21 protein-coding genes are annotated in these 23,667 nt (G+C 69.8%); 15 read left to right on the forward strand and 6 right to left on the reverse strand.

Annotated features, from left to right (window positions below; genetic code table 11):
- The first annotated feature begins 144 nt into the window (after positions 1–144).
- Together ctaD and ACFOYW_RS07825 are read left to right on the forward strand one after the other, a co-directional pair.
- Positions 145–1,872 carry an aa3-type cytochrome oxidase subunit I gene (gene ctaD / locus ACFOYW_RS07820; protein WP_390228290.1) on the forward strand — a complete coding sequence of 576 codons (1,728 nt, stop codon included), beginning with the start codon at positions 145–147 and terminating at the stop codon, positions 1,870–1,872.
- Positions 1,873–2,066: 194 nt separating this feature from the next.
- Positions 2,067–4,661, forward strand: a complete 2,595-nt coding sequence (locus tag ACFOYW_RS07825; RefSeq protein WP_390228291.1) for a helix-turn-helix transcriptional regulator — start codon at positions 2,067–2,069, stop codon at positions 4,659–4,661.
- Between the two features lie 13 nt (positions 4,662–4,674).
- On the opposite strand, the gene ACFOYW_RS07830 is transcribed toward ACFOYW_RS07825, so the two are convergent.
- Positions 4,675–5,262 (reverse strand): TetR/AcrR family transcriptional regulator, encoded by a 588-nt coding sequence (locus ACFOYW_RS07830; RefSeq protein WP_390228293.1) that lies wholly within the window; start codon positions 5,260–5,262, stop codon positions 4,675–4,677.
- Between the two features lie 184 nt (positions 5,263–5,446).
- On the opposite strand from ACFOYW_RS07830, the gene ACFOYW_RS07835 reads away from it, so the two are divergent.
- The 7 genes from ACFOYW_RS07835 to ACFOYW_RS07865 all read left to right on the forward strand — a co-directional run bounded on the left by ACFOYW_RS07835 (position 5,447) and on the right by ACFOYW_RS07865 (position 14,548).
- Positions 5,447–7,891 carry an MMPL family transporter gene (locus tag ACFOYW_RS07835; protein ID WP_390228294.1) on the forward strand — a complete coding sequence of 815 codons (2,445 nt, stop codon included), beginning with the start codon at positions 5,447–5,449 and terminating at the stop codon, positions 7,889–7,891.
- 219 nt (positions 7,892–8,110) lie between these two features.
- Positions 8,111–8,680 carry a PadR family transcriptional regulator gene (locus ACFOYW_RS07840; protein ID WP_390228295.1) on the forward strand — a complete coding sequence of 190 codons (570 nt, stop codon included), beginning with the start codon at positions 8,111–8,113 and terminating at the stop codon, positions 8,678–8,680.
- Positions 8,681–8,717: 37 nt separating this feature from the next.
- Positions 8,718–10,457, forward strand: a complete 1,740-nt coding sequence (locus ACFOYW_RS07845) for an ABC1 kinase family protein (RefSeq protein WP_390228296.1) — start codon at positions 8,718–8,720, stop codon at positions 10,455–10,457.
- A complete protein-coding gene (locus tag ACFOYW_RS07850) occupies positions 10,454–11,179 on the forward strand; it encodes an NUDIX hydrolase (protein WP_390228297.1) in 726 nt (241 codons plus the stop codon). The genes ACFOYW_RS07845 and ACFOYW_RS07850 overlap by 4 nt, the downstream gene beginning before the upstream one ends.
- A 182-nt stretch (positions 11,180–11,361) precedes the next feature.
- Positions 11,362–13,608 (forward strand): phosphocholine-specific phospholipase C, encoded by a 2,247-nt coding sequence (locus ACFOYW_RS07855; protein ID WP_390228298.1) that lies wholly within the window; start codon positions 11,362–11,364, stop codon positions 13,606–13,608.
- Positions 13,609–13,728: 120 nt separating this feature from the next.
- Positions 13,729–14,130, forward strand: a complete 402-nt coding sequence (locus tag ACFOYW_RS07860) for a nitroreductase family deazaflavin-dependent oxidoreductase (RefSeq protein WP_390228299.1) — start codon at positions 13,729–13,731, stop codon at positions 14,128–14,130.
- 40 nt (positions 14,131–14,170) lie between these two features.
- Positions 14,171–14,548, forward strand: coding sequence for a RidA family protein (locus ACFOYW_RS07865; RefSeq protein ID WP_390228300.1), 378 nt, complete (start codon positions 14,171–14,173; stop codon positions 14,546–14,548).
- 88 nt (positions 14,549–14,636) lie between these two features.
- Here ACFOYW_RS07865 and ACFOYW_RS07870 read toward each other — a convergent pair whose 3' ends face one another.
- Together ACFOYW_RS07870 and ACFOYW_RS07875 are read right to left on the reverse strand one after the other, a co-directional pair.
- Positions 14,637–15,359, reverse strand: a complete 723-nt coding sequence (locus ACFOYW_RS07870) for a DUF2306 domain-containing protein (protein ID WP_390228301.1) — start codon at positions 15,357–15,359, stop codon at positions 14,637–14,639.
- A gap of 41 nt (positions 15,360–15,400) precedes the next feature.
- The gene (locus ACFOYW_RS07875; protein ID WP_390228302.1) at positions 15,401–16,249 is read right to left on the reverse strand and encodes a helix-turn-helix transcriptional regulator; all 849 of its coding nucleotides are present in this window, start codon (positions 16,247–16,249) and stop codon (positions 15,401–15,403) included.
- Between the two features lie 101 nt (positions 16,250–16,350).
- On the opposite strand from ACFOYW_RS07875, the gene ACFOYW_RS07880 reads away from it, so the two are divergent.
- Positions 16,351–17,070: an SDR family NAD(P)-dependent oxidoreductase gene (locus tag ACFOYW_RS07880; protein ID WP_390228303.1), complete on the forward strand. Its 720-nt coding sequence runs from the start codon at positions 16,351–16,353 to the stop codon at positions 17,068–17,070.
- Positions 17,071–17,160: 90 nt separating this feature from the next.
- Here the strand turns inward: ACFOYW_RS07880 and ACFOYW_RS07885 are convergent, their stop codons facing one another.
- Both ACFOYW_RS07885 and ACFOYW_RS07890 read right to left on the reverse strand, forming a co-directional pair.
- A complete protein-coding gene (locus ACFOYW_RS07885; protein WP_390228304.1) occupies positions 17,161–17,610 on the reverse strand; it encodes a hypothetical protein in 450 nt (149 codons plus the stop codon).
- A 95-nt stretch (positions 17,611–17,705) separates the two neighbouring features.
- Positions 17,706–18,719 carry an aldo/keto reductase gene (locus tag ACFOYW_RS07890; protein WP_390228305.1) on the reverse strand — a complete coding sequence of 338 codons (1,014 nt, stop codon included), beginning with the start codon at positions 18,717–18,719 and terminating at the stop codon, positions 17,706–17,708.
- 102 nt (positions 18,720–18,821) lie between these two features.
- On the opposite strand from ACFOYW_RS07890, the gene ACFOYW_RS07895 reads away from it, so the two are divergent.
- From ACFOYW_RS07895 to ACFOYW_RS07905, 3 genes are all read left to right on the forward strand, one after another.
- Entirely contained in the window at positions 18,822–19,382 is a 561-nt protein-coding gene (locus ACFOYW_RS07895) for a TetR/AcrR family transcriptional regulator (protein ID WP_390228307.1), read from the forward strand.
- A gap of 136 nt (positions 19,383–19,518) precedes the next feature.
- Positions 19,519–19,965 carry an SRPBCC family protein gene (locus tag ACFOYW_RS07900; protein WP_390228308.1) on the forward strand — a complete coding sequence of 149 codons (447 nt, stop codon included), beginning with the start codon at positions 19,519–19,521 and terminating at the stop codon, positions 19,963–19,965.
- Positions 19,966–20,196: 231 nt separating this feature from the next.
- Entirely contained in the window at positions 20,197–20,796 is a 600-nt protein-coding gene (locus tag ACFOYW_RS07905) for a hypothetical protein (protein WP_390228310.1), read from the forward strand.
- On the opposite strand, the gene ACFOYW_RS07910 is transcribed toward ACFOYW_RS07905, so the two are convergent.
- Positions 20,793–21,500, reverse strand: coding sequence for a FadR/GntR family transcriptional regulator (locus ACFOYW_RS07910; protein ID WP_390228311.1), 708 nt, complete (start codon positions 21,498–21,500; stop codon positions 20,793–20,795). The genes ACFOYW_RS07905 and ACFOYW_RS07910 overlap by 4 nt on opposite strands.
- 84 nt (positions 21,501–21,584) lie before the next feature.
- Between ACFOYW_RS07910 and ACFOYW_RS07915 the strand changes: the two genes are divergently transcribed.
- Together ACFOYW_RS07915 and ACFOYW_RS07920 are read left to right on the forward strand one after the other, a co-directional pair.
- Positions 21,585–23,129 (forward strand): GntP family permease, encoded by a 1,545-nt coding sequence (locus ACFOYW_RS07915; RefSeq protein WP_390228313.1) that lies wholly within the window; start codon positions 21,585–21,587, stop codon positions 23,127–23,129.
- A gap of 92 nt (positions 23,130–23,221) precedes the next feature.
- Positions 23,222–23,644, forward strand: a complete 423-nt coding sequence (locus ACFOYW_RS07920) for a hypothetical protein (RefSeq protein ID WP_390228314.1) — start codon at positions 23,222–23,224, stop codon at positions 23,642–23,644.
- Positions 23,645–23,667: the final 23 nt, after the last annotated feature.

Genomic DNA, 23,667 nt, shown 5'->3' on the forward strand with positions numbered 1-23,667 from the left:
GATCTTGCACAAGCGATCATGCATTTCTCCCCAAGATCGGCCGCAGGGGTACTCATTCGTGGCCGGAATGGGCCCCTTCGGCCGTAGCAGGCCCAAACGTGGTCTTGAACACGTGCCGTGCGAAGACCCATCGAATCTCCTCCGATGGCTCTGCTCGGCCGACGAGGAGGGACTGCTGTGACGGCTTCCGCCGTGCCACCATCGAGCACCCGGGTGCGCCCGCTGCACAAGGGCAACGTCGTCGTCGACTGGCTCACGACGACCGACCACAAGAAGATCGGCTATCTGTACCTGATCGCGTCGATGATGTTCTTCATGGTCGGCGGCGTCATGGCGCTCGTGATCAGGGCCCAGCTCGCCGCTCCCGGTCACCAGATCATCACGCCGGTCGCCTACAACCAGCTCTTCACGATGCACGGCTCGATCATGCTGCTGCTCTTCGCGATGCCCTTCTTCACCGGCGTCGCCAACGTGATGATCCCGGTGCAGATCGGCGCGCCCGACGTCGCGTTCCCGAGACTCAACATGCTGGCCTTCTGGCTCACGATGTTCGGCGGCCTCATCGTGGCGCTCGGCCTGCTCATGCCGCAAGGCCCCGCGGACTTCGGCTGGTTCGCCTACCAGCCCCTTGCGGCCAAGACGTTCGCGCCATCGCTCGGTGACAGCCTCTGGTTCGTCGGCGTCTTCGTGATGGGGTTCGGAACGATCTTGTCGGCCGTCAACTTCATCACGACGATCATCTGCCTGCGCGCGCCCGGCATGACGATGTTCCGCCTCTCGGTCTTCACGTGGAACACGCTCGTGACCTCGATCCTCGTGCTGCTCGCCTTCCCCGTGCTGGCCGCCGCCGTGTCGGGCGTCATCATGGACCGCGAGTGGGGCGCCCATCTCTATGACGCGCCCAACGGCGGTGCGCTGATGTGGCAGCACCTGTTCTGGTTCTGGGGCCACCCGGAGGTGTACATCATCGCGCTGCCGTTCTTCGGCATGGTCTCGGAGATCGTCCCGGTCTTCTCCCGTAAGCCGATCTTCGGCTACAAGACGCTCGTCTATGCCACGATCTCGATCGCCGCGCTCTCCGTGAGCGTCTGGGCGCACCACATGTACGTCACGGGTGGTGTACTGCTGCCCTTCTTCTCGGTCATGACGATGATGATCGCCGTGCCGACGGGCGTGAAGATCTTCAACTGGGTCGGAACGATGTGGCGCGGCTCGATCACGTTCGAGTCGCCGATGCTGTTCGCGGTCGGATTCCTCGTCGTCTTCACCTTCGGCGGCCTCACCGGCGTCATCCTCGCCTCACCGCCGCTCGACTTCCACGTGTCCGACAGCTACTTCGTGGTGGCGCACTTCCACTATGTGCTCATCGGTGCCGTCGTGTTCGGGGGATTCGCCGCTCTGTATTACTGGTGGCCGAAGTGGACGGGGAAGATGCTCAACGAGAAGCTCGCCGTCTGGCACTTCTGGCTGCTGTTCCTCGGGTTCAACGCCACGTTCCTCATCCAGCATTGGCTGGGGGTCATCGGCATGCCGCGGCGCTATTTCAGCTACTCGGCCTCCGACGGCTTCACGTGGATGAACGAACTGTCGACGATCGGCGCGATTGTCCAGGGCATCTCGATGATCCCGTTCCTGCTCAATGTGTTCATCACGTGGCGCAACGGGGCGCGGGTCACCGCGAACGACCCGTGGGGCTTCGGTCGCTCGCTCGAGTGGGCCACGGGCACTCCGCTGCCAAGGCACAACTTCGTGGCGATCCCGCGCATCCGCTCGGAATCGCCCGCGTTCGACCTCAATCATCCCGAGGCCGCCGCCGTGCCTGCGCTGCCCACGCCGCGCCGCGCGGCGGTGGCGTCGGAGGCAGGCGTGTGACCGCGCGGGAGCGGGAGGACCGCATGCGGGAGGGGCCACGCATCCGTCGCATGCGCGCGCAGCTGACGACGGTCCTCGTCTGCGTCGGGGGCATGGCGCTGGCCTACCTCCTCGCCGTCATCGCCAGGGCACCACAATGAAGTCATCGTGTGTCGTCGCCATGGAAGACATCAAGTGCCGGAAGGAGGGCGGTGTTGACCGACGAAGAGAGCCCGTTTCATGAACTGGTCGCGGCGGTCGTCGCCGCGGTGGGCGACGGCATGAATGTGCTCGTGACGGGCCCTCCCGGTGCGGGCCAGGTCACTCTCGCAGGGGCTGTCGCGAACGAGCTGAGCTTCGATCGGCGCATGGTGCGCATCGTCGGCATGCAGTCCTTGCAGGGGCGTTCCTTCGCGGCCCTGTCGGTGCTGAAGCCCGCCCGCGGTTCCGATGCGGCGGCGGAGTACCGGGGAAGGCCGCCGCGTCGGGTGCGTTACACCGAGCTGCTGGTCGACGCGACCGGCGCGACCGGGGTGCTGTTCGTCGAGCGGCCGGAGCTGCTCGACTCCGACAGCGCCGGAGTGGTGGCCATCGCCGCCCGCCACTCAGGAGTGCCGGTGGTCGCGATCAGCGGCCACGAGTCGCCCTACGGGGCATCGGCCGCGTTCCTGAACGACATCCCGCCCGCCCTCAGACTGTCCGTTCCTGCGCTCAGCCTTGCGCAGATCCACGCGCTTACACAGTCGATGCTCGGTGCGCCCGTCGAAGCCGAGACCGTCGCGCGGATCGCGGCGCAGTCGGCCGGCCTCTACGACATGGTGGTCGGCATCACGACGGTCGGCATGCGCACGGGTGCGCTCGCGCTGATCGACGGCCGCTGGCAGGCGGTTCGCGAGCTGGTGACCGGCGACCTGGCGGGCTGGGTCGAGCAGCTGGGCACGGGAATCCGCGAGCGCCAGCGAGACGTCCTGCGCCGCATGGCCGCTGCCATCGCACTGGGGCAGCACTACTCGGTGGTCGCCCGCGAGCGCGCCGATGTCGGTCGCCTGATGGACGTGGGGCTCGTCAAGGAGCAGGGCGGTCGGCTGAGCGTCCACCCGCCGCTCATCGCCGACTACGTGCGATCTCAGCGTCAGGTCATGGAGCGCGCCGAGGTGCCGCTCGCCGCTGACTCCTCGTCCGACGCGCACCCGGCGCTGGTGCGAACGATGGGGCGGCGCGACTCCGGGTCCGACGCGGCGCTGAGCCACGACATCCGTCGGCACGGGCTTGCCGCGGCGCAGGCATCGCGAGCCGCGTGGCTCGCCGAGCCCACCGCGGCCAGGGCGCTCCCTCTGCTCGAGGCGCTGCAGAGCACGGGCGCGGAGCCCGACGTCATCAGAGCGGTGGTGGAAGACACGGCCTACGTCCCCGAGGAGAACTACTACGTACTGATGCGCATCTGGTGGGCGACCTATCTCGGCGTCACCATCGGTGCGCTCGACGAGGGCGTCGCCAGCCTTCAGCGCATCGAGGACGATGCGCCAGAGTGGGGGCCCCTGCTTGCGACGGCGCGAGCGCACCTTCAGGTCGCCACGGGCATCGACGCGAGGCCCATCGCCGGCGAGCTCGGCGTCGGTGAGTCCGGCGTCGGTGAGTCCAGCGACTCGTCGCACGAGGACCTTGGCCTCGACCGTGTGGTGCTGCTGGACCGCCTCCTGATCGGCGGTCGATCCCGATCGGCGCTCGAGCTCTCCGCGTCACCTTCCGACATGAGCCACCCGATGTTCGCGAACGCGCTCACCGTCGCATCGCACACGGCGCTCATCTTCGAGGGCCGCGTTGCCGAGGCGATCGATGCGGCCCGTAGCGCGATGATCGCCGCCGAGGAAGCGTTCGACCTGGGCGCGATCTACGCGCACGCCTACGTCAAGATGCTCGGGTTGTTCGTGGCAGGGCGCCTCGACGACGCACACCGGGTGCTCAACCGCGTGCTCACTCTCGGCACGGCGCGGCCGCTGTACGTGTCCTATCAGGTCGGCATCCTCGACCTCGGTGTCGTCATCGAGACGCTGCGCGGCGAGTCGGCCCGCGCGATGGTGCTGGCCGAGACGGTGGTCGGCATCACGGGCGTCCGGCCGCTGCGGGGCGGCCTGCCCGGCACGAGCGGATTCTCGGCTCAGCGAGTCCTCGTGCCTGATGACCTGGCGTCTCGGCTCTGGTCGAGCGCCGCCTACGGCGCCGAGACCGGTCAGCTCGTCACCGCGGTGTTCGCCGGCGTCGCGTCGCTGTTCACCGAATTCGATCGTGAGAAGGCCGATGCGGTGCAGCACTGGGCCGCGTCTGCTGACAGCCCGCTGCTGCATCTGCTCGGAAGGTTCGGCGTGCTGCTCGACCGTTCGGCGCCCGACGCGCTCATCGAGCTCGCCGACGATTTCCTCGACATCGGGGGCGGCCTGTACTTCGCTCGTGCGCGACTCGAGGCCGCACGCGCCTACTACGAGCGCGGCGACCGGGCGCGCGGGTTCGAAGTGGCGAGCGACACCTGGCAGGAGACCGAGTTCATGGGCCCCGACCGCGCCGGCCTGTTCAGTGAGCTGTGCGCCGAGATCGCGCTGACCGATCGCGAGTCGGAGGTCGCGCAGGCGGGTGCCCACATCGCATCGACCCGTGACGTCGCCGTGCTGTTGCACCTCAGTCAGCGCACGGTCGAGAACTACGCCTATTCCGCGTACCGCAAGTCCGGTGCGACGAGCCGCGAGGATGTCGCGCAGGCGTGCGAGCAGTGGCTGCGCGCGCCGGAGGCACACCTCCTCGGCCCCTTGCTCTGACCGGGCAACCGGGTCACGGTCGCGAATCGGCCCTGGTCGATGAGTCGAGGAGCGCGCCGACGAGCTGACGCGCCTCGCCCTCCACGTAGGGGTTCCGCCCGAGCGCCCGCATCATGATGATGCCGACGATCAGCTGGTCGATCTGGTCGGGGGAGAGGGGCGAGGCGAGCTCGCCCGCATCCGTCGCCTGCCGCACTCGCTCGGCGATCGTCGGGCCGCCCAAGCCGAGCCGCTGCGAGATGCGCAGGCCGATCTCGGGGCTGTCGACGCTCGCGGCTATCAGGGAGCTGAGCAGTGCCGAGTGGTTTCGCGAGGCGAGGAACCTCAGCACGTGCTCGAGCCACGCGGCGATATCGGCGACCGGGTCGCCCGTGTCGGGAATCGTGAAATCCTCGCCGAGCAGGCGCCCCTCGACCAGCGCTTCGGCAATGATCGCGCTCTTCGAGGGGTACCAGCGGTAGATCGTCTGCTTGCCGACGCCGGCTGCCGCCGCGATGCCCTCGATCGTCACGGCGTCGTACCCGACACGGTCGACGAGTGACGCGACCGATGCCAGGATCGCCGCGCGCGCGGCCTCACTGCGTGCTGCACCTCGGGGCATTGCTGAAGATCTCCCTACAACGAGACGTTCCGTCTTGGAAATGAGAGTAACCCGACCTACGGTACATAGCGTCTCGTTGAAAAGATATGCCGAGTCGATGGCGATGAGGTGCAGTCGTCGTCGCGTCGTGCCGATCCGCGCTGCCCTCATGCCCGTCGCGGCACTCGAATGAAGGGTAAGAGCGTTGGCAGGCCTGCTGTACCGTCTCGGTCGTTTCTCCGCGCGCCGCGCGTGGCTCGTCATCTGTGCCTGGGCTGTGGTGCTCGGTCTCGCGGTCGTCGCGTTCTCGTTCGGCAGTGGTCACCTGTCCGACGCGATCTCGATCCCGAACACCCCGACCACGCAGGTCCAGCACCGGCTCGAGAAGGTCCTCGGGAAGGGGGCTTCGGGCAGCAACGCATCCGGCACGATCGTCGTTCAGCGCACGAGCGACGGCGCCCTGACCGCCGGCCAGCAGACGCAGCTCGCCGACCTCGCCACCGCGGTCGGCAAGGTCTCCGGCGTGAAGTCGGTGACGAACCCGTTCACCGCTCTCGACGAGGTCACGACTCAGCAGCAGAAGATCACGGCGGGGCAGGCTCAGCTCGCGCAGGCGAAGCAGCAGCTCACGGCCGGGCAGAACCAGCTGAACGCCGCGATCGCGCAGGCGAAGGCCGCCGGCGCCTACGACGCGGCCCAGGCGCAGTTCGCGGCCCAGCAGGCCAAGATCACCGCGAGCCAGAAACAGCTCACCGCGCAGTCCGCGCAGCTCACCCAGGGTCAGCAGCTGCTCACGATGTCGAAGGGCGCCCTGCAGGTCTCGTCCGACGGGCGCACCGCCATCGTGACGGTCAACGTCGACGCGCCCCAGCAGCAGATCCCGGCGAGCGTGGCGCAGAACATCCGCACCGCCGCGAGCAAGGCCGCACCGACCGGCACGACCGTCGACTTCTCGCAGGAACTCGCCACCCAGGCGATGGGCGGCTCGACCGAGGCCATCGGAATCGTGATCGCCGCCGTCGTGCTCGCGATCATGCTCGGCACACTCATCGCCGCCGGTCTGCCGCTCCTCAACGCGATCGTCGGCGTCGGCATCAGCTATCTCATCGTCATGTCGTTCTCGAAGCTGATCGACATGAACAGCACCACGCCGATCCTCGCCCTGATGCTGGGCCTTGCCGTCGGCATCGACTACACGCTGTTCATCCTGAACCGGCACCGCGAGCAACTGCGGCGCGGCATGGACGTGCACGAGTCCATCGGCCTCGCCAACGGCACGTCGGGCTCGGCCGTGCTCTTCGCCGGCATCACGGTGATCGTGGCGCTGGTCGCGCTCAACGTCACCGGCATCTCCTTCCTCGGTCTGATGGGCGGGGCGGCTGCGCTCGCCGTGGCGATCGCCGTGCTCGTCGCGATCACGCTGACGCCCGCGATCCTGGGGCTCTCGGGACTGCGCGTGCTCCCGAAGCGGGTGCGGCGCCGGATCGGCACCGAAGACGTGAAGCCCGCGAAGCCGCTGAAGCCCATGTCGACCCCGCGCGCGTGGATCACCGCCGTGGCATCCGTCGTCGTGCTCGGCGCGATCGCGCTGCCCGCGACTCAGATGCGCCTCGGCCTGCCCGACGGCGGCTCGCAGCCGCAGAACTCGACGCAGTACCGCGCGTATGAGAAGGTCACGAAGGCCTTCGGTGCCGGCTTCAACGCGCCGCTGATCGTCGTCGCCGACGTGCCGTCGGGGCTCTCGAGCAGCGAGATGACGACCCGCGAGCTGCAGATCGGCCAGCACCTCGAGGCGACGAAGGACGTTGCGGCCGTCGTGCCGGTCACCGCGTCGACCGAACACTCGGTCGTCGTGTTCCAGCTGATCCCGAAGGGCGGCCAGAACGACGTCTCGACCGAGACTCTCGTGCAGCACCTGCGCTCGACCGGCGCGAGCGGCGTGCGCGGCGACTTCCAGGTCGCGGGCGCCACGAGTGGCAACATCGACATCACCGATTACCTGGCCCGCGCCCTGCCGCCGTATCTCGCGGTCGTGATCGGCCTCTCGATCCTCATCATGATCGGCGTGTTCCGCTCACTGCTCGTGCCGCTGCTCGCGACCGGCGGCTTCGTGCTCTCGCTCTTCGCCGCGCTCGGCGGCGTGACCGCGATCTTCCAGTTCGGCTGGCTCGGCTTCCTGTTCGGCGTCCACGACCCGGGGCCCGTGCTGAGCTTCCTGCCGACCCTCGTCGTCGGAATCCTCTTCGGCCTCGCGATGGACTACATGCTGTTCATCGGCACGGGCATCCGTGAGGCGTACGTGCACGGCGCGGCGCCGCGGGTGGCGGTCGTCTCGGGTCTGCGTGCGGGGCGCGCAGTCGTGACCGCGGCGGCGCTCATCATGACCGCGGTGTTCAGCGGGTTCATCTTCGCGAACAACTCGATCATCTCGGCGCTCGGCTTCGGGCTGGCGTTCGGTGTGCTCGCCGATGCGTTCGTCGTGCGGATGCTGTTGATCCCGGCCCTGCTGCACATCTTCGGCCGCGCCGCCTGGTGGCTTCCGAAGTGGCTCGACCGCATCGTGCTCGACGTCGACGTGGAGGGCGCGAAGCTCGAGCGCAGCCACCCGCTGCCCGGTCGCGCCGCAGAAGACGAGCCCGTACTCGTCTAGCGCCCTCGCCTCTGGCGTGCCCCGCCCCCGCCCCGCCCTCGCGGTCGCGCGTTGCGCTGCCCAGATCCGCCGTGCGCGCCTCGCGAACGCGCAGCGCACTGCGGATCTGGGCAGCGCCCGCGAATGCGCGCCCGCACTACAGACAACGGGAGCGTAACGATATATCGTGATATGTCGTCGAGGCTCCGTCGGAGTCCGGGTAGACCATAAGGAGTCGTCATGAGCGGTTCGAACACATCCGGGGCCTTCGGAGCCCGCGGTTTCGGCGGCGGGTTCCCCGCCGCTGGTCAGCCTCTTGCAGATGCCATCGACCAGCTGCGCTCGATGTTCGAGCAGCGCGGCGGCCAGAGAATGGGCCGCGGTGACGTGCGCGCCGCCGTGCTCGCCCTGCTCGCCGAGAAGCCGATGCACGGCTACCAGATCATCGCCGAGATCGAGCAGCGCAGCGGGGGCTCGTGGAAGCCGAGCGCGGGTTCGGTGTACCCGACCCTCCAGCTGCTCGCAGATGAGGGGCTCATCACCTCGGTCGTGTCTGACGGGCGGAAGACGTACTCGCTGACCGACGCTGGAACGGCAGAGGCGGATGCTTCGGCGGGTCGTGGCGCGCCGTGGGAGTCCACCGGTCGCGGCACGCCGTTCGGCGCGGGCACGCTGCCCAAGTCGGGCATCGATCTCGCGCAGGCGGCCGCGCAGGTGCGCCGCACCGGAACCCCGGAGCAGGTGGCACAGGCGGTGGCTGTTCTCGACGAGGCCCGTCGCAAGCTGTACTCGATCCTCGCTCAGGACTGAACGGGTGGCCCAAGCGGGCGACCCGCACGCGGGCGCGATGCCCGATGCGCCAGAGACCCGAGCCCGCTATCGACGCATTCTGCGTTTCGCGTTGCGCTATCTCGTGCAGGCGTGGTGGTACGAGCTCGTGCTGCCGCGCATCGGGTTCGAGCGGCTGAGCGACCGCGGGCGCACCGCGCGCATGACGCGCCTCGCGCAGCAGTTCCACGCGCTCGCGCTTCAGCTCGGCGGCCTCATGATCAAGGTCGGGCAGTTCCTCTCGTCGCGCCTCGACGTGCTGCCCCCCGAGATCACCCGTGAGCTCGCCGGGCTGCAGGACGAGGTGCCGCCTGCGCCGTTCGCGTCGATCAGGCGCCTCGCCGAGGACGATCTCGGTGTTCCGCTCGATCAGGCGTACACGGCATTCGACGAGGCGCCGGTGGCGGCGGCATCCCTCGGCCAGGCGCATCGCGCGCGCCTCGGTGCCATCGATGCCGCGGACACCGGGCTCGACGCCGTGATCGTCAAGGTGCAGCGGCCGGGCATCCGCTCGATCGTCGATGTCGACCTCGCGGCGCTCACGCGCGTCGCGGGCTGGCTCAGCCACCTGCGCATCGTCGCCGACCACGTCGACCCGATCGCTCTCGTCAAGGAGTTCGCGGTGACGAGCCTCGAGGAGATCGACTATCTGCACGAGGCGCGCGGCGCCGAGCGCTTCGGCGAGCTGTTCGCCGACGACCCGCGCGTCGACGTGCCCGCGGTCGTGTGGGAGCGGTCGAGCCGCCGTGTGCTCACGCTCGCCGACGTGACCGCGATCAAGATCAACGACGTCGAGGGCCTGCGCGCGGCGGGCATCGACCCGTCGGAGGTCGCGGCGGTCTTCGCCGAGGTGATGTTCGAGCAGCTCTTCGGCCACGGCTACTTCCACGCCGACCCGCACCCGGGCAACATCTTCGTGACGCCCGTCGCGGGGACCGGCGCGGGAACAGCGGCGGCGGGGTCGTCGCGGCCCTCATGGCGGCTGACCTTCATCGACTTCGGCATGATGGGCGAGGTCACCGACGAGCTGCGCAGCGGCCTGCGCAGGCTGCTCGTGGCGGTCGCGGCGCGAGACGGCCGGCGTCTGGTCGAGGGCATTCAAGATGTCGGCATTCTGCTGCCGACCGCCGACACCTCCGAGCTCGAGCGGGCGATGACCCTGCTCTTCGACCGCTTCGGGGGCATGGGGTTCGCACAGTTGCGCCGCGTCGACCAGCGTGAGTTCCGCGACTTCGGGAACGAGTTCGGCCGAGTCGTGCGTTCACTGCCGTTCCAGCTGCCCGAGAACTTCCTGCTCGTCATCCGTGCGATGTCGCTGACGTCGGGCGTGTGCAGCGCGCTCGACCCGGAATTCAACATCTGGGACGCGATCGAGCCGTACGCGACGCGCCTGCTGCGCGCCGAGTCCGGCAACGTGGTGCAGGAGATCGCGAAGGGGGCGACCGCGTACGCCGGCATGTTCCTGCGGCTGCCGCAGCGCATCGACGCGCTCATCTCGAGCGTCAACGACGGCACGGTGACGGTCTCGACGCCGGCGCTCGACCGTCGCCTGAACCGCATCGAGCGGCTCATCCGCCGTGCGGTCGGGGCGCTCGTGTTCGCGGGGTTCCTCGTCGGCGGCATTTTGCTGTTGCCGCTGAACCTGCCGCTCGGGGTGGTGCTGATGTGCGTGTCCGCGGTGCCGCTCCTCTACGTCGTCTTCGGCGGGAGCGGGAGCGGGAGCGGCAGAGGTGGCAGCGCGGCCCGAGGGCGGCGATGACGGACGCGCGGGCCCAGCTCGTGCAGCTCGCCCGCGCCGCCGGCGGCGAAGGCGGCGGAGTGTTCGCCCGTCTGCGGCCGGAGCTGACCGGAACAGGGCGGCCTGCGGCTGTCCTGATCCTGTTCGGCGTGCTCGACGCCCTGCCGAGCGACCGTCCGGCGCGCGCTGCAGCGGTCTCGCGCGACCTCGATGTGCTCCTCGTTGAACGGGCGTCGACGCTACGGTCGCACGCCGGCCAGATCGCGTTCCCGGGCGGTCGCCTCGATGTGGAGGACGACGGTCCGATCGCGGCGGCGTTGCGCGAGGCGCGCGAAGAGACCGGGCTCGATCCGGCCGGCGTCGAGGTGCTCGGCGAGCTGGGCGTCGTGCCGCTCGAGCGCTCGCAGCACCTTGTGACGCCGGTGCTCGGGTGGTGGCGGAGGCCGTCACCCGTCGACGTGGTCGACGAGGCCGAGTCCGCGTCGGTGTTCCGCGTACCGGTCGCGGAGCTGGTGGATGCGGCGAACCGCGGCTCCACAGTCATCCGCCGCGCCGACCAGGAATGGCGGGGTCCCGCATTCATCGCGCGGTCCGGCGGCCGCGAGCACCTCGTCTGGGGCTTCACCGCGATGCTGCTCGACGCGCTGTTCGACGAGCTCGGGTGGGCTGAACCGTGGGACGCGAGCCGCGAGTTCCCGCTCGTCGGCATCCCCGCACCGCGCGGCGACGCTAACGAGGATTAGGGCCTGTTGACAGGGGATGCATAAGCCCACGTGTCCCTCGAATGTGGGGCGACAGCAATTCGGCATCCGTTCAGCTTCCGGCCGTGCACCGTACGACTCCTGTAACCGCCTGAGCTAGAGCCTGACGCTCGGCGCTGTTCGCGCCACCCCCCACGTCCCCATTCAGGGAGGAATGCAGGATCATGCCTCAGCGCGAAGTATCCCGTCGCGGTTTCATCGGAGCCGCTGCCGCCGGCGCGGCCGCCGCAGCCGCAGCCGCTGCTGCTGCCGCCCCCGCTCAGGCCGCCACCCCCAGTGCGGAGCCGAAGAAGCACTCCGGCGGCCCCTACGGCGACCTGCGCGACATCAAGCACGTCGTCGTCGTCATGCAGGAGAACCGCAGCTTCGACCACTACTTCGGGTCGCTCAAGGGCGTGCGCGGATTCGGTGACCGCTCGACCATCAAGCTCCCCGGTGGCACCTCGGTCTGGCAGCAGCCGGAGGAGCCCATCGTCGGCGCCCCGACCCAGTACCCGTGGCCGCTCGCCGGCACCAAGGACTACAACGGCGCCACCCCGCCGTCGGCTGAGCTCGGCGCGGCGAATTACGGCGGCACCGATCACAGCTGGCAGTCGCAGCACGGCGCCTGGTACGGCGGCGTGATGAACGGCTGGTACTTCGCCAAGGGCGGCCCCACCACCCTCGGCTACCTCACCCGCACCGAGCTGCCGTTCCACTACGCGCTCGCCGACGCCTACACCGTCGGTGACGCCTACCACTGCTCGGTGCTCTCGGCGACCGGCCCGAACCGCACCTACCTGTGGAGCGGCTCGATCAACGCGGGCAAGGAAGCGCCCAGCTACGACCCGAGCATCTACAACGCTGACCTCGGCCAGCTGCCCGGCAGCCCGTACGTCGCCTACGAGGGCGGCGACGAGCTGAGCGACTTCCTCACCTGGGAGTCGTACTGCGAGACCCTGCAGAAGGCGGGCGTCAGCTGGACGAACTACCACTGCGCCGACGACTACGGCGACGGTGGCGCCCGCTACTTCGCCACGTTCGCGAAGCTCGACCCGACCCAGACCGACCCGAAGACCGGCAAGCCCGGCGTTCCGGACCCGTCGAACCCGCTGTACGTCCACGGTGTGGAGAACGTCCCGACCGACACCGGTGTCGAGACCGCCAACGCCGCCGACATCAACGCGAAGATCAAGGCCGACGTCGTCGCGGGCAAGCTGCCCGAGGTCTCCTGGGTGATCAACAACCAGTTCTTCTCCGAGCACCCGGTCACCGCCCCGAGCAACGGCGCGAACTTCCTGCTCGGTCTGCTCGACGCGCTCGCCGCTGACCCCGAGGTGCTCAACTCGACCCTCGTGATCATCAACTACGACGAGAACGACGGCCAGTTCGACCACGTGCCGCCGGCCGTCCCCGCGCCGGGCGAGAAGGACGAGTTCGTCGCCGGCTCGCTTGCCGAGTACGGCGTGGTGAACCCGGTGCCGGTCGGTCTCGGCTTCCGCGTGCCGCTGCTGCTGGTCTCGCCGTGGACGCGCGGCGGCTGGGTCACCTCTGAGGTGTCGGACCACACCTCGGTCATCCAGTTCCTCGAGAAGTGGACCGAGGCCAACGGCAAGCACGCCGTGAGCCCCAACATCAGCGCGTGGCGCCGCCGCGTATCCGGCGACCTGACCAACGCGCTCGACTTCTCGAACCCGGTCTACGGTCTGCCGGAGCTGCCGAAGCCGGGCCCGCTCGTCGCCGAGACGCAGTACAACCCGCTGCCCGACAACAACGCGATGCCCACGCAGGAGGCCGGCCAGAAGCGGGCCCGCCCGCTGCCGTACCAGCCGAACGCCAACGTGACCGGCGTGAGCGCCGGCGGCACCGCCCTCGAGCTGGCGTTCAGCAACAGCGCGCCGTTCGCGGCGAAGTCGGCGCACTTCTCGGTGTACAACAACCTCGCGGGCGTGCCGGCTCTCGCCGTGTACCCGGCCGGCTTCCCCGGCCAGTACACGGTCGACCCGTCGACGCGCACCACTCACACCGTCACCGGCTCCGCACCGGTCGTGGGAACGGCGTACGACGTCACGGTCGTGGGCCCGAACCGCTTCCTGCGCGAGTTCGTCGGCGACACCGCGACGGCCGGCCGCGAGGTCGAGGTCACCACCACCTACTGGGACGGAACCTTCGACGCGCACCCGCGCCTGCTGCTCACCTTCGCGAACAGCGGCGACGAGACGGTCACGTTCACGGTGCGTCACAACGCCTACACGAAGTCGGCGCCGGAGACCTTCAAGATCGGCCGCCGCGGCCGCCACACCCAGAACTTCGACGTCGTGTCGACGGCGAGCGGCTGGTACGACGTGACGGTGACCGTGAGCACGGACCACGCGTGGTCGCGCCGTTTCGTCGGTCACGTCGAGACGGGCCAGGCGAGCATCACGGGCTGATCGGATGCCTGACCGCAACGGCCCCGGCGCTGCGCGCCGGGGCCGTTGCGCACCCCGCTCGGAATTCTCGCGGGTACGCCGCGCGTTGTCTGATTCAACAGACGACGAAGGGCGGTCTGCGTGGACGACGCAGTTCAGAAAGCACTCGATCTCACCCCGGCGGCAGACGCCGCCGAGCGGACGATCGACATCACCACCATCGGGGCGAAGAGCGGCGAGCCGCGGCGCATCGAGATCTGGTTCCACAAGGTCGACGGGCACTGGTTCATCACGGGCAGCCCGGGGCGCGCGCGGTCCTGGTACGCGAACCTCGTCGCGAACCCCCACTTCAGCTTCCACCTGAAGCACGGCGTCGAGGCCGACCTGCCGGCGAAGGCACGCCCGGTCACCGATGCCGACGAGCGTCGCAGCGTGTTCACCGGCATGATCGCGGCGCTGCCGTCGTCCGGGAACGGCGAGTGGCCGCCGCTCGAGGCGTGGCTCGAGAAGAGCCCGCTGGTCGAGGTCGAGTTCGCCGCCTGACCATCTGGACAGCGACCGCGCCGCGGAGCACGATGTGGCCATGCGTGAGGTCATCAGCACATCGGACGCTCCCGGTTCGGCGCTGTTCAGCCAAGCCGTCAAAGCAGGCGGCTTCGTCTTCGTCTCGGGGCTCGTCGGCGTCGACGCCGCGACGGGCACGCTCGCCGGGCCGTCCATCCAGGAGCAGACGCGGCAGGCACTCGCGAACTGCGAGACCGTGCTCGCCGCGGCGGGTGGCACGCTCGACGACGTGGTCGAGGTCGGCGTGCTGCTCGTCGACCCCGACGACTTCCCCGGCATGAACGAGGAATACGCACGCTGGTTCCCGGAGACCCCGCCCGCGCGCTACGCGGCGAAGCTCGGAGCGGTGCTGCCCGGCGTGCTCGTCTCGATCCGCATGACGGCGTTCATCGGCTAGCGAGCCGATCCCCGCCTGCCCCGTCGCCCCGGCCGCTTCGCGCGCCGAATACGGAGTAGATGCTGCGCCGAGCCCCGCACGCGCGCATCTACTCCGTTTTCGACGCGCGACGAAGCCGCCCCGTCGCGTGGAGCCGACGCGCGATCACCGCGCCCACGATGAGGTTCGGCACCCAGCCGACCCAGCCGAGCGTCGGGTAGAGCAGGTCGAACGCGCCCGTTCCCGCGACGAGCAGCGCACCGACCCAGACCCGCAGGACCGCCGCGGCGAAGGTCAATGAGAAGTTGACGGTCATCCAGAAACGATGCGCCGGCATCGAGCGGCGCACCGCCATGGCGTGCACGGCGAGCACGAGCGTGCCGATCCAGCAGGCGGCGAGGGTCAGGAATCCGCTGGTCACGACGGCGCGGCCGCCCGGCAGAGTGCCCGCGTATGCATGGAACGCGACCACGATGCCGAACGCGGCCGAGATCGCGACGGAACCCGCGTAGGTCCAGCCGATCGCACGATGGTGGCGCAGGCGGCGATCGGATGCCGCGGTGACGACGTTGATCGCCCCGGTCACGATCGCGATGCTGCCGAAGAAGATGTGGAGGGACAGGGCGACGGATTCCTCGGAGAACGTCGTCGACTGCTGCGCGAAGTAGTACTGCGCGACGACCGGGAACAGCGGGATCACGATCAGATGGATCGACCCGAAGACGACCGCGACGAGGATGCTCGGCGCGATGATCAGCCAGGTGGGCGCCGAGCCCGCATGACGGATGCGCGCGCGCGGTGTCGCGCCTGCTCCCGCCGCCGTCCGGCTCATGCGGTGAGGTTAACTCGGCGACGCCCGCGCCGAAACCGGTCTCAGCCGACGAGCGCCTGGGTTCCGAGCACCGTCGCGAGCGCGAGGCGCTCGGCGTCGTCGGTTCCGGGCTCGGCCGTGTAGACCATGATGCGCAGCTCGTCGCCCACGACGACGAGGGTGTCGCAGTCGACTCCGATCGCGCCGATCGTGGGGTGGTCGATGATCTTGTGCCGCGAGCGCTCGGTCGGCGGGGGAGTCGTCGCCGTCTCCCAGAGCTCGACGAATCGCGGGCTTGCCGCTCGCAGCTCCAAGATCAGCTTCCGGAGCCGAGTGTCGTCGGGGAACCGTGCTGCGGTCATCCGCAGGTCGGCGACCAGGCCGGCCACCTGTTCCTCGTGCTCCTCCGCCGTCTGTCGTGCGCGATGCTCGCCGAGCTCGAACAGGTTGCGCCAGACGGCGTTGCGCGCGTTGCCGGTGAGGGCGGAGGTCGCGCCCATGAGAGCGTCGTACGGCCCGTTCGCGGCGATCAGGTTCCACGCGGCGTCGTAGATGACGACCGGCGTGCCGGCAAGGCGGTCGAGCAGGCGCTGGACGCTCGCGGTGACGCGGGTGGGAATGACGCCGGGGCCGGGCACCGCCAGCCCAGCGAGCCGGAACAGGTGGTCGCGTTCGGCGTCGGCGAGGCGCAGGGCGCGGGCGAGCGCCTCGACCACCTGCTCGGACGGCGAGGTCGCGCGGCCCTGCTCGAGCCGGGTCAGATAGTCGACGGAGATGCCGGCGAGACCCGCGAGCTCCTCGCGGCGCAGGCCGGCGGCACGACGTCGGCCGCCCACCGGCAACCCCACGGCGTCGGGAGCGACGCGGTCGCGCCAGCGCCTCACCGTCGCGCCGAAGTCCCAGGTCTCCACGATGCAAGTCTGCGCGTGCGGTGCGCCGTTGTCGTGGCACTGCCATTCCTACGAAAGCGGGACGACTGCCTAGACGGATGCTTTGCGCGCACTCTCGAGACATGACAACGACATTGATCACCGGGGCCAACAAGGGCCTCGGCAAAGAAACCGCCCGCGTGCTCGTCGAAGCCGGCCACACCGTCTACGTCGGCTCGCGCGACGAGGCCCGCGGCCGCGCCGCCGCCGACGAATTGGGCGCGCGCTTCGTGCAGCTGGACGTGACCGATGACGCGTCCGTCGCCGCCGCGATCGCCCGGATCGAGGCCGACGGCGACGGGCTCGACGTTCTCGTCAACAACGCCGGAATCGCGTCGTACGAATTCCGCGACGGGCAGGTCGGCGAGAAGCACGACGGGCCGAGCGTGCTCAGCGTGTTCGACACGAATGTCGTCGGCATCGTCCGCGTCACGCAGGCGGCTCTGCCGCTGCTGCGCCGCTCGGCCAACCCGGTCGTCGTGAACGTGTCGAGCGCGCTCGGCTCGTTCTGGGCGGTGCACGAGGATTCGCGGCCCGCGTCGCACTTCCCGACCATCGTCTACGGGCCGAGCAAGGCGGCGGTCTCGATGCTCACCGTGCAGTACGCGAAGCTCGTGCCCGAGGTGAAGTTCAACGCGGTCGAGCCTGGCATCACCGCGACGGAGCTCGGCGGCGGCGACCCGGGCGCGCACCCGGGGCGCCCGGCGTCGGAGAGCGCGCAGATCGTTGCGAAATGGGCGCTGATCGGCGCCGACGGTCCGACCGGCACCTTCCAGGAGGACGCCGGCGAACTGGGCTGGTGACGCGTTCGCGCCCGGCGTTCCTCTCGGAGCGCCGGGCGTGGGCAGTTGTGCGGCCAATGCAGCCTGAGCGCGTCCTGCGCCCGGAACGAACTACGAGCGCCGGCCCACGATCAGGCCGATGATGAAGCCCGCGAGAGCCGCGACCGCCGCGACCGCGCCGACCGATCCGAACGGGCGATCACGCACCATACCGGCGGCCGCGCCCGTGACCTGGCCTGCGGAATCCGTGGCCTGGCCGACCGTACGCGACACGGTCTGCTGCGCCGAGTCGACAGCGGCGTGCGTGGCCCGGCTCGCCGAGCCGACCGCGCGGGCAGCCGAGGCGGATGCGTCGCCGACGGCGCCGCTCACTGCGTCGGCCGCCTTGTCAGCGGCCGCATGCGTCGCCTGGGTGGCGGAGTCCACCGCATCCGACGCCGAATCGGATGCCTCGTTCACGGCGCTCGCCGCGGCACCGGTGGCCTTGTCCACGGTGTCGTGCGCGCTGTCGCCTGCAGCGTTCACTCCGTCCTGCAGGGAGTCGTCATTCGCTTGAGCCATTGCGATCAGTCCTCACTGTTGGTCGTGCGTGATGGGTTCAACCATCCACGTTCGCCCTATCTGTACCCGCCGTCGAGGCCCTTGACCCACGCGGGTCAGCGGACTACGCGCCGCCGGCGCAGCTCAGCCCGCTCGATCGCGGGCGGCAGGTACGCCTGGGCGAGCCGCCCGGCCTCGGTGCCCGGCGGCACGATGTCGTCGATGCGGTCGAGCACGTCGTCGCTGAGCATGGTGTCGAGGCCGGCGAGAAGATCGTCGAGCTGCTCCATGGTCCGCACGCCGATCAGCGCGCTGGTGACGGCGGGGTGCGTGATCGCGAAGGCCATCGCGAGATGCGGCATCGAGAGGCCGGCGTCGTCAGCGAGGGTGACGAGTTGCTCGACGGCGTCGAGGCGCCGTTCGTCGGTGAACACATCGGCGAAGAATCGCGCTCGGGTGGCGTCGGTGGCTTGCCCGCGGCGTACGCGGCCGGTGAGCATGCCCTGCCCGAGCGGGCCCCAGACGAGCACGCCCATGCCGTACCGCTCGGCGACGGGCAGCACCTCACGCTCGATCTCGCGGTTCAGGATCGAGTACGGCGGCTGCTCGGTGCGCGGCCGCGCGAGTCCGCGCCGCTCGGCGATCCAGTGCGCTTCGACGAGGCTCGACGCGGGCATGTTCGACGTGCCGAAGGCGCGGATCTTCCCCGCGCGCACCAGATCGGTCATGGCGGAGAGCGTCTCCTCCGGGTCCGTCCCGGGGTCCGGACGATGCAGCTGATAGAGGTCGATGTAGTCGGTCTGCAGGCGCCGCAGTGAGTTCTCGACGGCGGTCACGATCCAGCGGCGCGAGGCGCCCTGGCGGTTCGGATCGGTGCCGATCGGGCGCCCGACCTTGGTCGCGAGCACCACGTCGTCGCGGCGCCCGAGGAGCGCGCGGCCCACGACCTCCTCCGAGTCGCCGTAGGCGTCGGCGGTGTCGACGAGGTTGATGCCCGCGTCGAGCGCCGCGTGGATGATGCGGATCGAGTCGGCGGGGTCGGCGTTTCCGGCCTGCGTCGAGAACGGAATCGTGCCGAGCGCATAGGGGCTGACACGGATGCCGGTGCGGCCGAGTGGGCGGTATTCCACGGGTTCTCCTGACGGACGGGTGCCTTCCGGTTAGGCTGAGGGAATCGGAATGGCTTTCCGTTAAGTATGCGGAATGAGTTTCCGGTTAGCAAGGAGGACTTCGTGGTGACCCAGACGGCGCGACCGAAGCGTGCGGACGCGACACGCAACGTCGACGCGCTCGTCGAGGCGGCGAAGTCGGTCTTCGCGGCTCGCGGGGTCGATGCGCCCGCGAAAGAGATCACGGATGCCGCGGGCGTCGGCGTCGGCACGCTCTACCGCCACTTCCCCCGTCGCTCCGACCTCATCATCGCGGTGCTTCAGCGCGAGCTCGACGAGTGCGTCGCAGCCGCCGAGGCGCTCGGGGGCGCCCCCGACGCCTGGGGCGCCGTCGATGCGTGGATCGCCCGCTTCACCGGCCTCGTCGCGACGAAATCCGGTCTCGCCCAGGCACTGCACTCGGGCGACGCCGCGTACGCGGGGCTGCCGCAGCGCCTCATGGATCAGCTGACCCCCGCGTTCGCGCCGCTGCTCGCCCGCGCGGCCGCCGAGAGCGGCACGGATTCCGGCCTGACGGCCCGCGAGGTGCTGAGCGCCGTCGCTCTGCTCTGCCACCCGGTCGCCGGCGGTGCCCCCGACGTCAACGAGCGCATGGTGCGCACGCTCCTGGGCGGCCTGCGCTGAGGCGCAGGGAGACAACGCGGAGGCAATCGTGGCAGTCTTCCGCGTGGCACCGACGAAGGTGCTCGCCTTCGCGAAGGGCACGTTCGCGCAGACGCGGCACCGCTTCACCGCTGCCGCAACCGGCTGAGGAGCAGCAATGACAGGGATCACCGCCGACGGCATCGAGATCGATCGGGAATTCGAGGCATCCGCCGATGCCGTGTTCGCCGCCTGGACGACACCGCAGCACTTCGCAAGATGGTTCGGCGGCGAGGGGGTCGACGTGCCGCTGAACACCCTCGACTTCGCGGCTGAGCCGGGTCGGCCATGGGCCGCGCAGATGCGCCTGCCGGACGGCGCGACGATCGACTGGGCCGGCGACGTCGTCGAGGTGGCGCCACCGCAGCGCTTCGTCTTCACCATCACCGATCGCCCCGACGAGCCGGCCCGCGGCACCATCGTCGTCGAGCTGACGCCGGCGGGGACCGGAACTCGCATGCGCTTCACCCAGGAGACGCCCGGCTTCTCGTCCGAGCAGCAGGAGGCGGTCCTGGCCGGCTGGCAGTCGTTCATCGACGTTCTCGAGCAGATCGCGACGGCTTAGCCGGCGTAATCGCCCGCGCACGAAGCAGCGCGCAGTGCTTCCGGGCGAAGGCGCGGAGGCGTCGCTCACCACCCTCTCAGCGAGCCTCCGCATTCCGTTCAGCCGTCACCGATAGTTTCGGCGCGACCGGCTGCCCAGTCGCCGCCGGTCGCCGACCGGCTCGCGGCCCTCGAAGGCGCGGCCGGTGGCGAAGCGAGACCCACGGCGACCCGACGTCAGGCAGGAGAGCGAATGCGCAGGCTCATCACCGTGCTCGTCGTCGCCTGCGCAGTGCTAATCGCGGCGGCTGTGGGGATCCCCGCGATCGTGACCCTGAGCGCGCAGGCGAAGGCGGCGCTGAACCCGTGCCCGAAGGTGCAGCCGGTGGCCGTGGGCGACATGACGGTCCCGCGCGGACCGATCGCGGGCTTCTGCCAGGCGCAGCTCGTCAACGCTGCCGAGATCATGCGGGCGGCGCAGGCGCGCGGCATCGGCACGCACACGCAGGCGGTCGGCGTGATGACGGCGATCGGCGAGTCGAAGCTGCGCAACCTGTCGTACGGTGACACGGCGGGGCCTGACAGCCGCGGCATCTTCCAGCAGCGCGACAACGGCGCGTGGGGCACTCTCGCGGACCGCATGGACCCGTACACGGCGAGCGTGAACTTCTACGCGAAGCTGACGTCCATCCCGGGCTGGCGCACGATGCAGCCGAGCGAGCTTGCGCACGAGGTGCAGGCGAATGCGGACGCGGGCTACTACTCGAAGTACTGGTCACGAGCGCAGCAGGTGGTGGCGGCGCTCACCCCGACCTCGTCGGCCACGCCGGCTGCGCCCTCGACGACGCCCTAGTCGTCGAGCGTCTGCACCGCGTCGTCGGCCTCCTTGACGATCTGATTCGCGGCGACGGACGCACCGTCGGCGTCGCGCGTGGCCACCGCGAACGCGAGCTCGCGATGCAGCCGCAGTGCCGCGGGGTTGGCTTCGTCGGGCATCAGAGCGTGTTCGGTGCGCCCGATGAGCACCGACTCGATCGCGCCGGCGAGGCCGGCGAGCATCGGGTTGCCGGATGCCTCGAGCAAGGCGCGATGAAAGCGGATGTCTGCATCGAGGTAGTCGCGCTCGTTCGCGCGATGCGAGTGCAGTGCCATGTCGTGCGCTGCCTGCGCCAGGGCTTGGCGCTCGGCATCCGTCGCCGCGACGGCCGCGAGCCGCGCCGCGAGCGGCTCGGCCGCCGAGCGCAGCTGACTCAGCTCGTGCAGCTGCTGCAGCCGGGCAGGGCCGGCGAGGCGCCAGCGGATCACGTCGGGGGAGTAGTGGCTCCATTCGCTGCTCGGCTGCACCTCGATTCCGGCCTTGCGGCGCACGCGCACGAGCCCGAGCGTCTCGAGCACGCGGACGACCTCACGCACGGCCGAGCGGGAGACGTGCTGCTCGTCGGCGATGTCACCGCTGTACAGCCGGGCGCCGGGCGGGTACCGGCCCTGCACGATCGCGGCGCCGAGCTGTTCGGAGAGGCCGTCGTGGACGGCCTCCCAGCGCGCGGCATCCGTCATGCCTGAATTATTGCAAAGAATCACGTAATATGGCGGAGTTATTCCGTCGAATCGAGGCACAACCTCGCCAGACCAAGGACGCTCATGGCACTGTCTTCTCTTCCCGCGCTCGCCGCCGCCGCGTCGGCTGCTTCGACAGCACCGGCCCACAGCGACGGCCGCCTGATCTTCTCGGCCCTGCTCGGCATGGCCGTGATCATCGTGCTCATCACCTGGGTGAAGCTGCATCCGTTCATCGCGCTGCTCGCCGGTTCGCTCGTCGCGGGCGTCACGGCCGGGCTCGCGCCGACGGACGCCGTGACGAGCTTCTCGAACGGATTCGGTTCGACGAGCGCTTCGGTCGGCACGCTGATCGCGCTCGGCGCGATGTTCGGCAAGCTGCTCGCGGATTCGGGCGGCGCCGACCGCATCGTCGACACACTCGTGAGCCGCGCCTCGGTGCAGGCCCTGCCGTGGATCATGGGCCTCGTCGGCGCCATCATCGGTCTGCCGATGTTCTTCGAGGTCGGACTCGTGCTGCTCGTCCCCGTGATCATGCTGGTCGCGCGCCGCTCGGGCCTGCCGCTCATGCGTGTCGCGGTTCCGGCCGTGGCGGGTCTGTCAGCGATGCACGGATTCGTGCCGCCGCACCCCGGCCCGCTCGCCGCGATCTCGGTCGTGCACGCCAACCTCGGCGTCACCCTCGGCCTCGGCGTCATCGTGGCGCTCATCGGCGTGATCATCTCGGGGCCCGTGTTCTCGCGGTTCGTCGCGCGGTGGGTTCCGGCCGAGATTCCGGCGCTGTTCGAGACCGGCGGGGCCGGCTCAGCGGCAGGCGCGGGTGGCGGCACTGTCGCGTCCGCTGACCAGGCGGGGCGCGGTGCCGTGAACACCCCTCGCACCGCAGCGCTCAACGTCGCCGCACACGGCGACGAGCTCCTCCAGGCCGACCGCGCGGCGCACCCCGCGGCGGTGAAGCGCCCCGGCTTCTGGCCGACGCTCTGCACGATCCTGCTGCCCGCGGCGCTGATGCTGCTGGCCGCGATCCCCGACATCATCGACCCGAACGACAAGGCCGCGTGGAAGACGGTCGTCGATTTCGTGGGCACGCCGCTCATCGCGCTCGGCATCGCGGTGCTGGTCGCCATGGTCGTGCTCGGCCGCGGCGCGGGCTTCAGCCTGAAGCGCACGTCGAACGTGGTCGCCGGCTCGCTTCAGCCGATCGCGGGCATCTTCCTGATCGTCGGTGCCGGCGGAGGCTTCAAGCAGGTCCTCGTCGACACGAAGATCAGCGCCGTCATCTCGAACTGGGCCGCGCACAGCGGCTTCAGCGTGCTGCTGCTCGCGTGGCTCGTCGCGGTCTTCATCCGCGTCGCGACCGGCTCGGCGACGGTGGCGACGATCACGACGGCCGGCATCCTCGAACCGGTGACGCATCACCTGAGCACCCCCGGCGTCTCGCTCCTCGTGCTCGCGATCGGCGCGGGTTCGCTGTTCTTCTCGCACGTCAACGACGCGGGCTTCTGGCTCTTCAAGGAGTACTTCGGCCTCTCGATCGGCCAGACGATCAAGTCGTGGTCGCTGCTCGAAACGCTGCTGTCGGTCGTCGGCATCCTCGTGGTGCTGGCGATGAGCCTGGTGATCCATTGACCGAGGTCTGACCGAACTCGCTGGTGACGTCGCGGGCGGCCGGCTGCGTGACCCCTGGGAGGGCCGGGACCGCCGAACGTTACCCTGAGTTCGTGCATGCCTCCAGCTCTCACGCGGCCGCGGTTGTGCGCCGTGTCCTGCTGGCGGTTCTCGCGCTCGGCGTGCTGTTCGGTCTTGCGGGCATGCATGAGGTGATCAGCGGTCCGAACGCTGCGCAGTCCGCGGTGGTCGCGCACCTGGAACACGCCGTGCGCCATGCGGTGGCCGACGGCCCGGGGGCGACGGCGCACGCCGCCGCGGCGGTCCTCGCTGCGCCGGTGTGTGACATGTCCCATGCGATCGACCTGTGCTGCATGGCGCTGGTCGTGGTGTTGGCGCTGGTGGTCCTCGCCGCTCCCGGGGTTCTCGGCACCTTGACGTCGCTGCGACCGCGAGCGCAGCTCGCGTCGGCCGAATCCGCGCGGCCGATTCGCGGTATCAAACGCAGCCTCACGCTCGGGGTGCTCCGGATCTGATCAGGGCCTAGGGGGAGTCTGCC

The organism is Gryllotalpicola reticulitermitis (assembly GCF_042651345.1).
Lineage (GTDB): Bacteria > Actinomycetota > Actinomycetes > Actinomycetales > Microbacteriaceae > Gryllotalpicola > Gryllotalpicola reticulitermitis.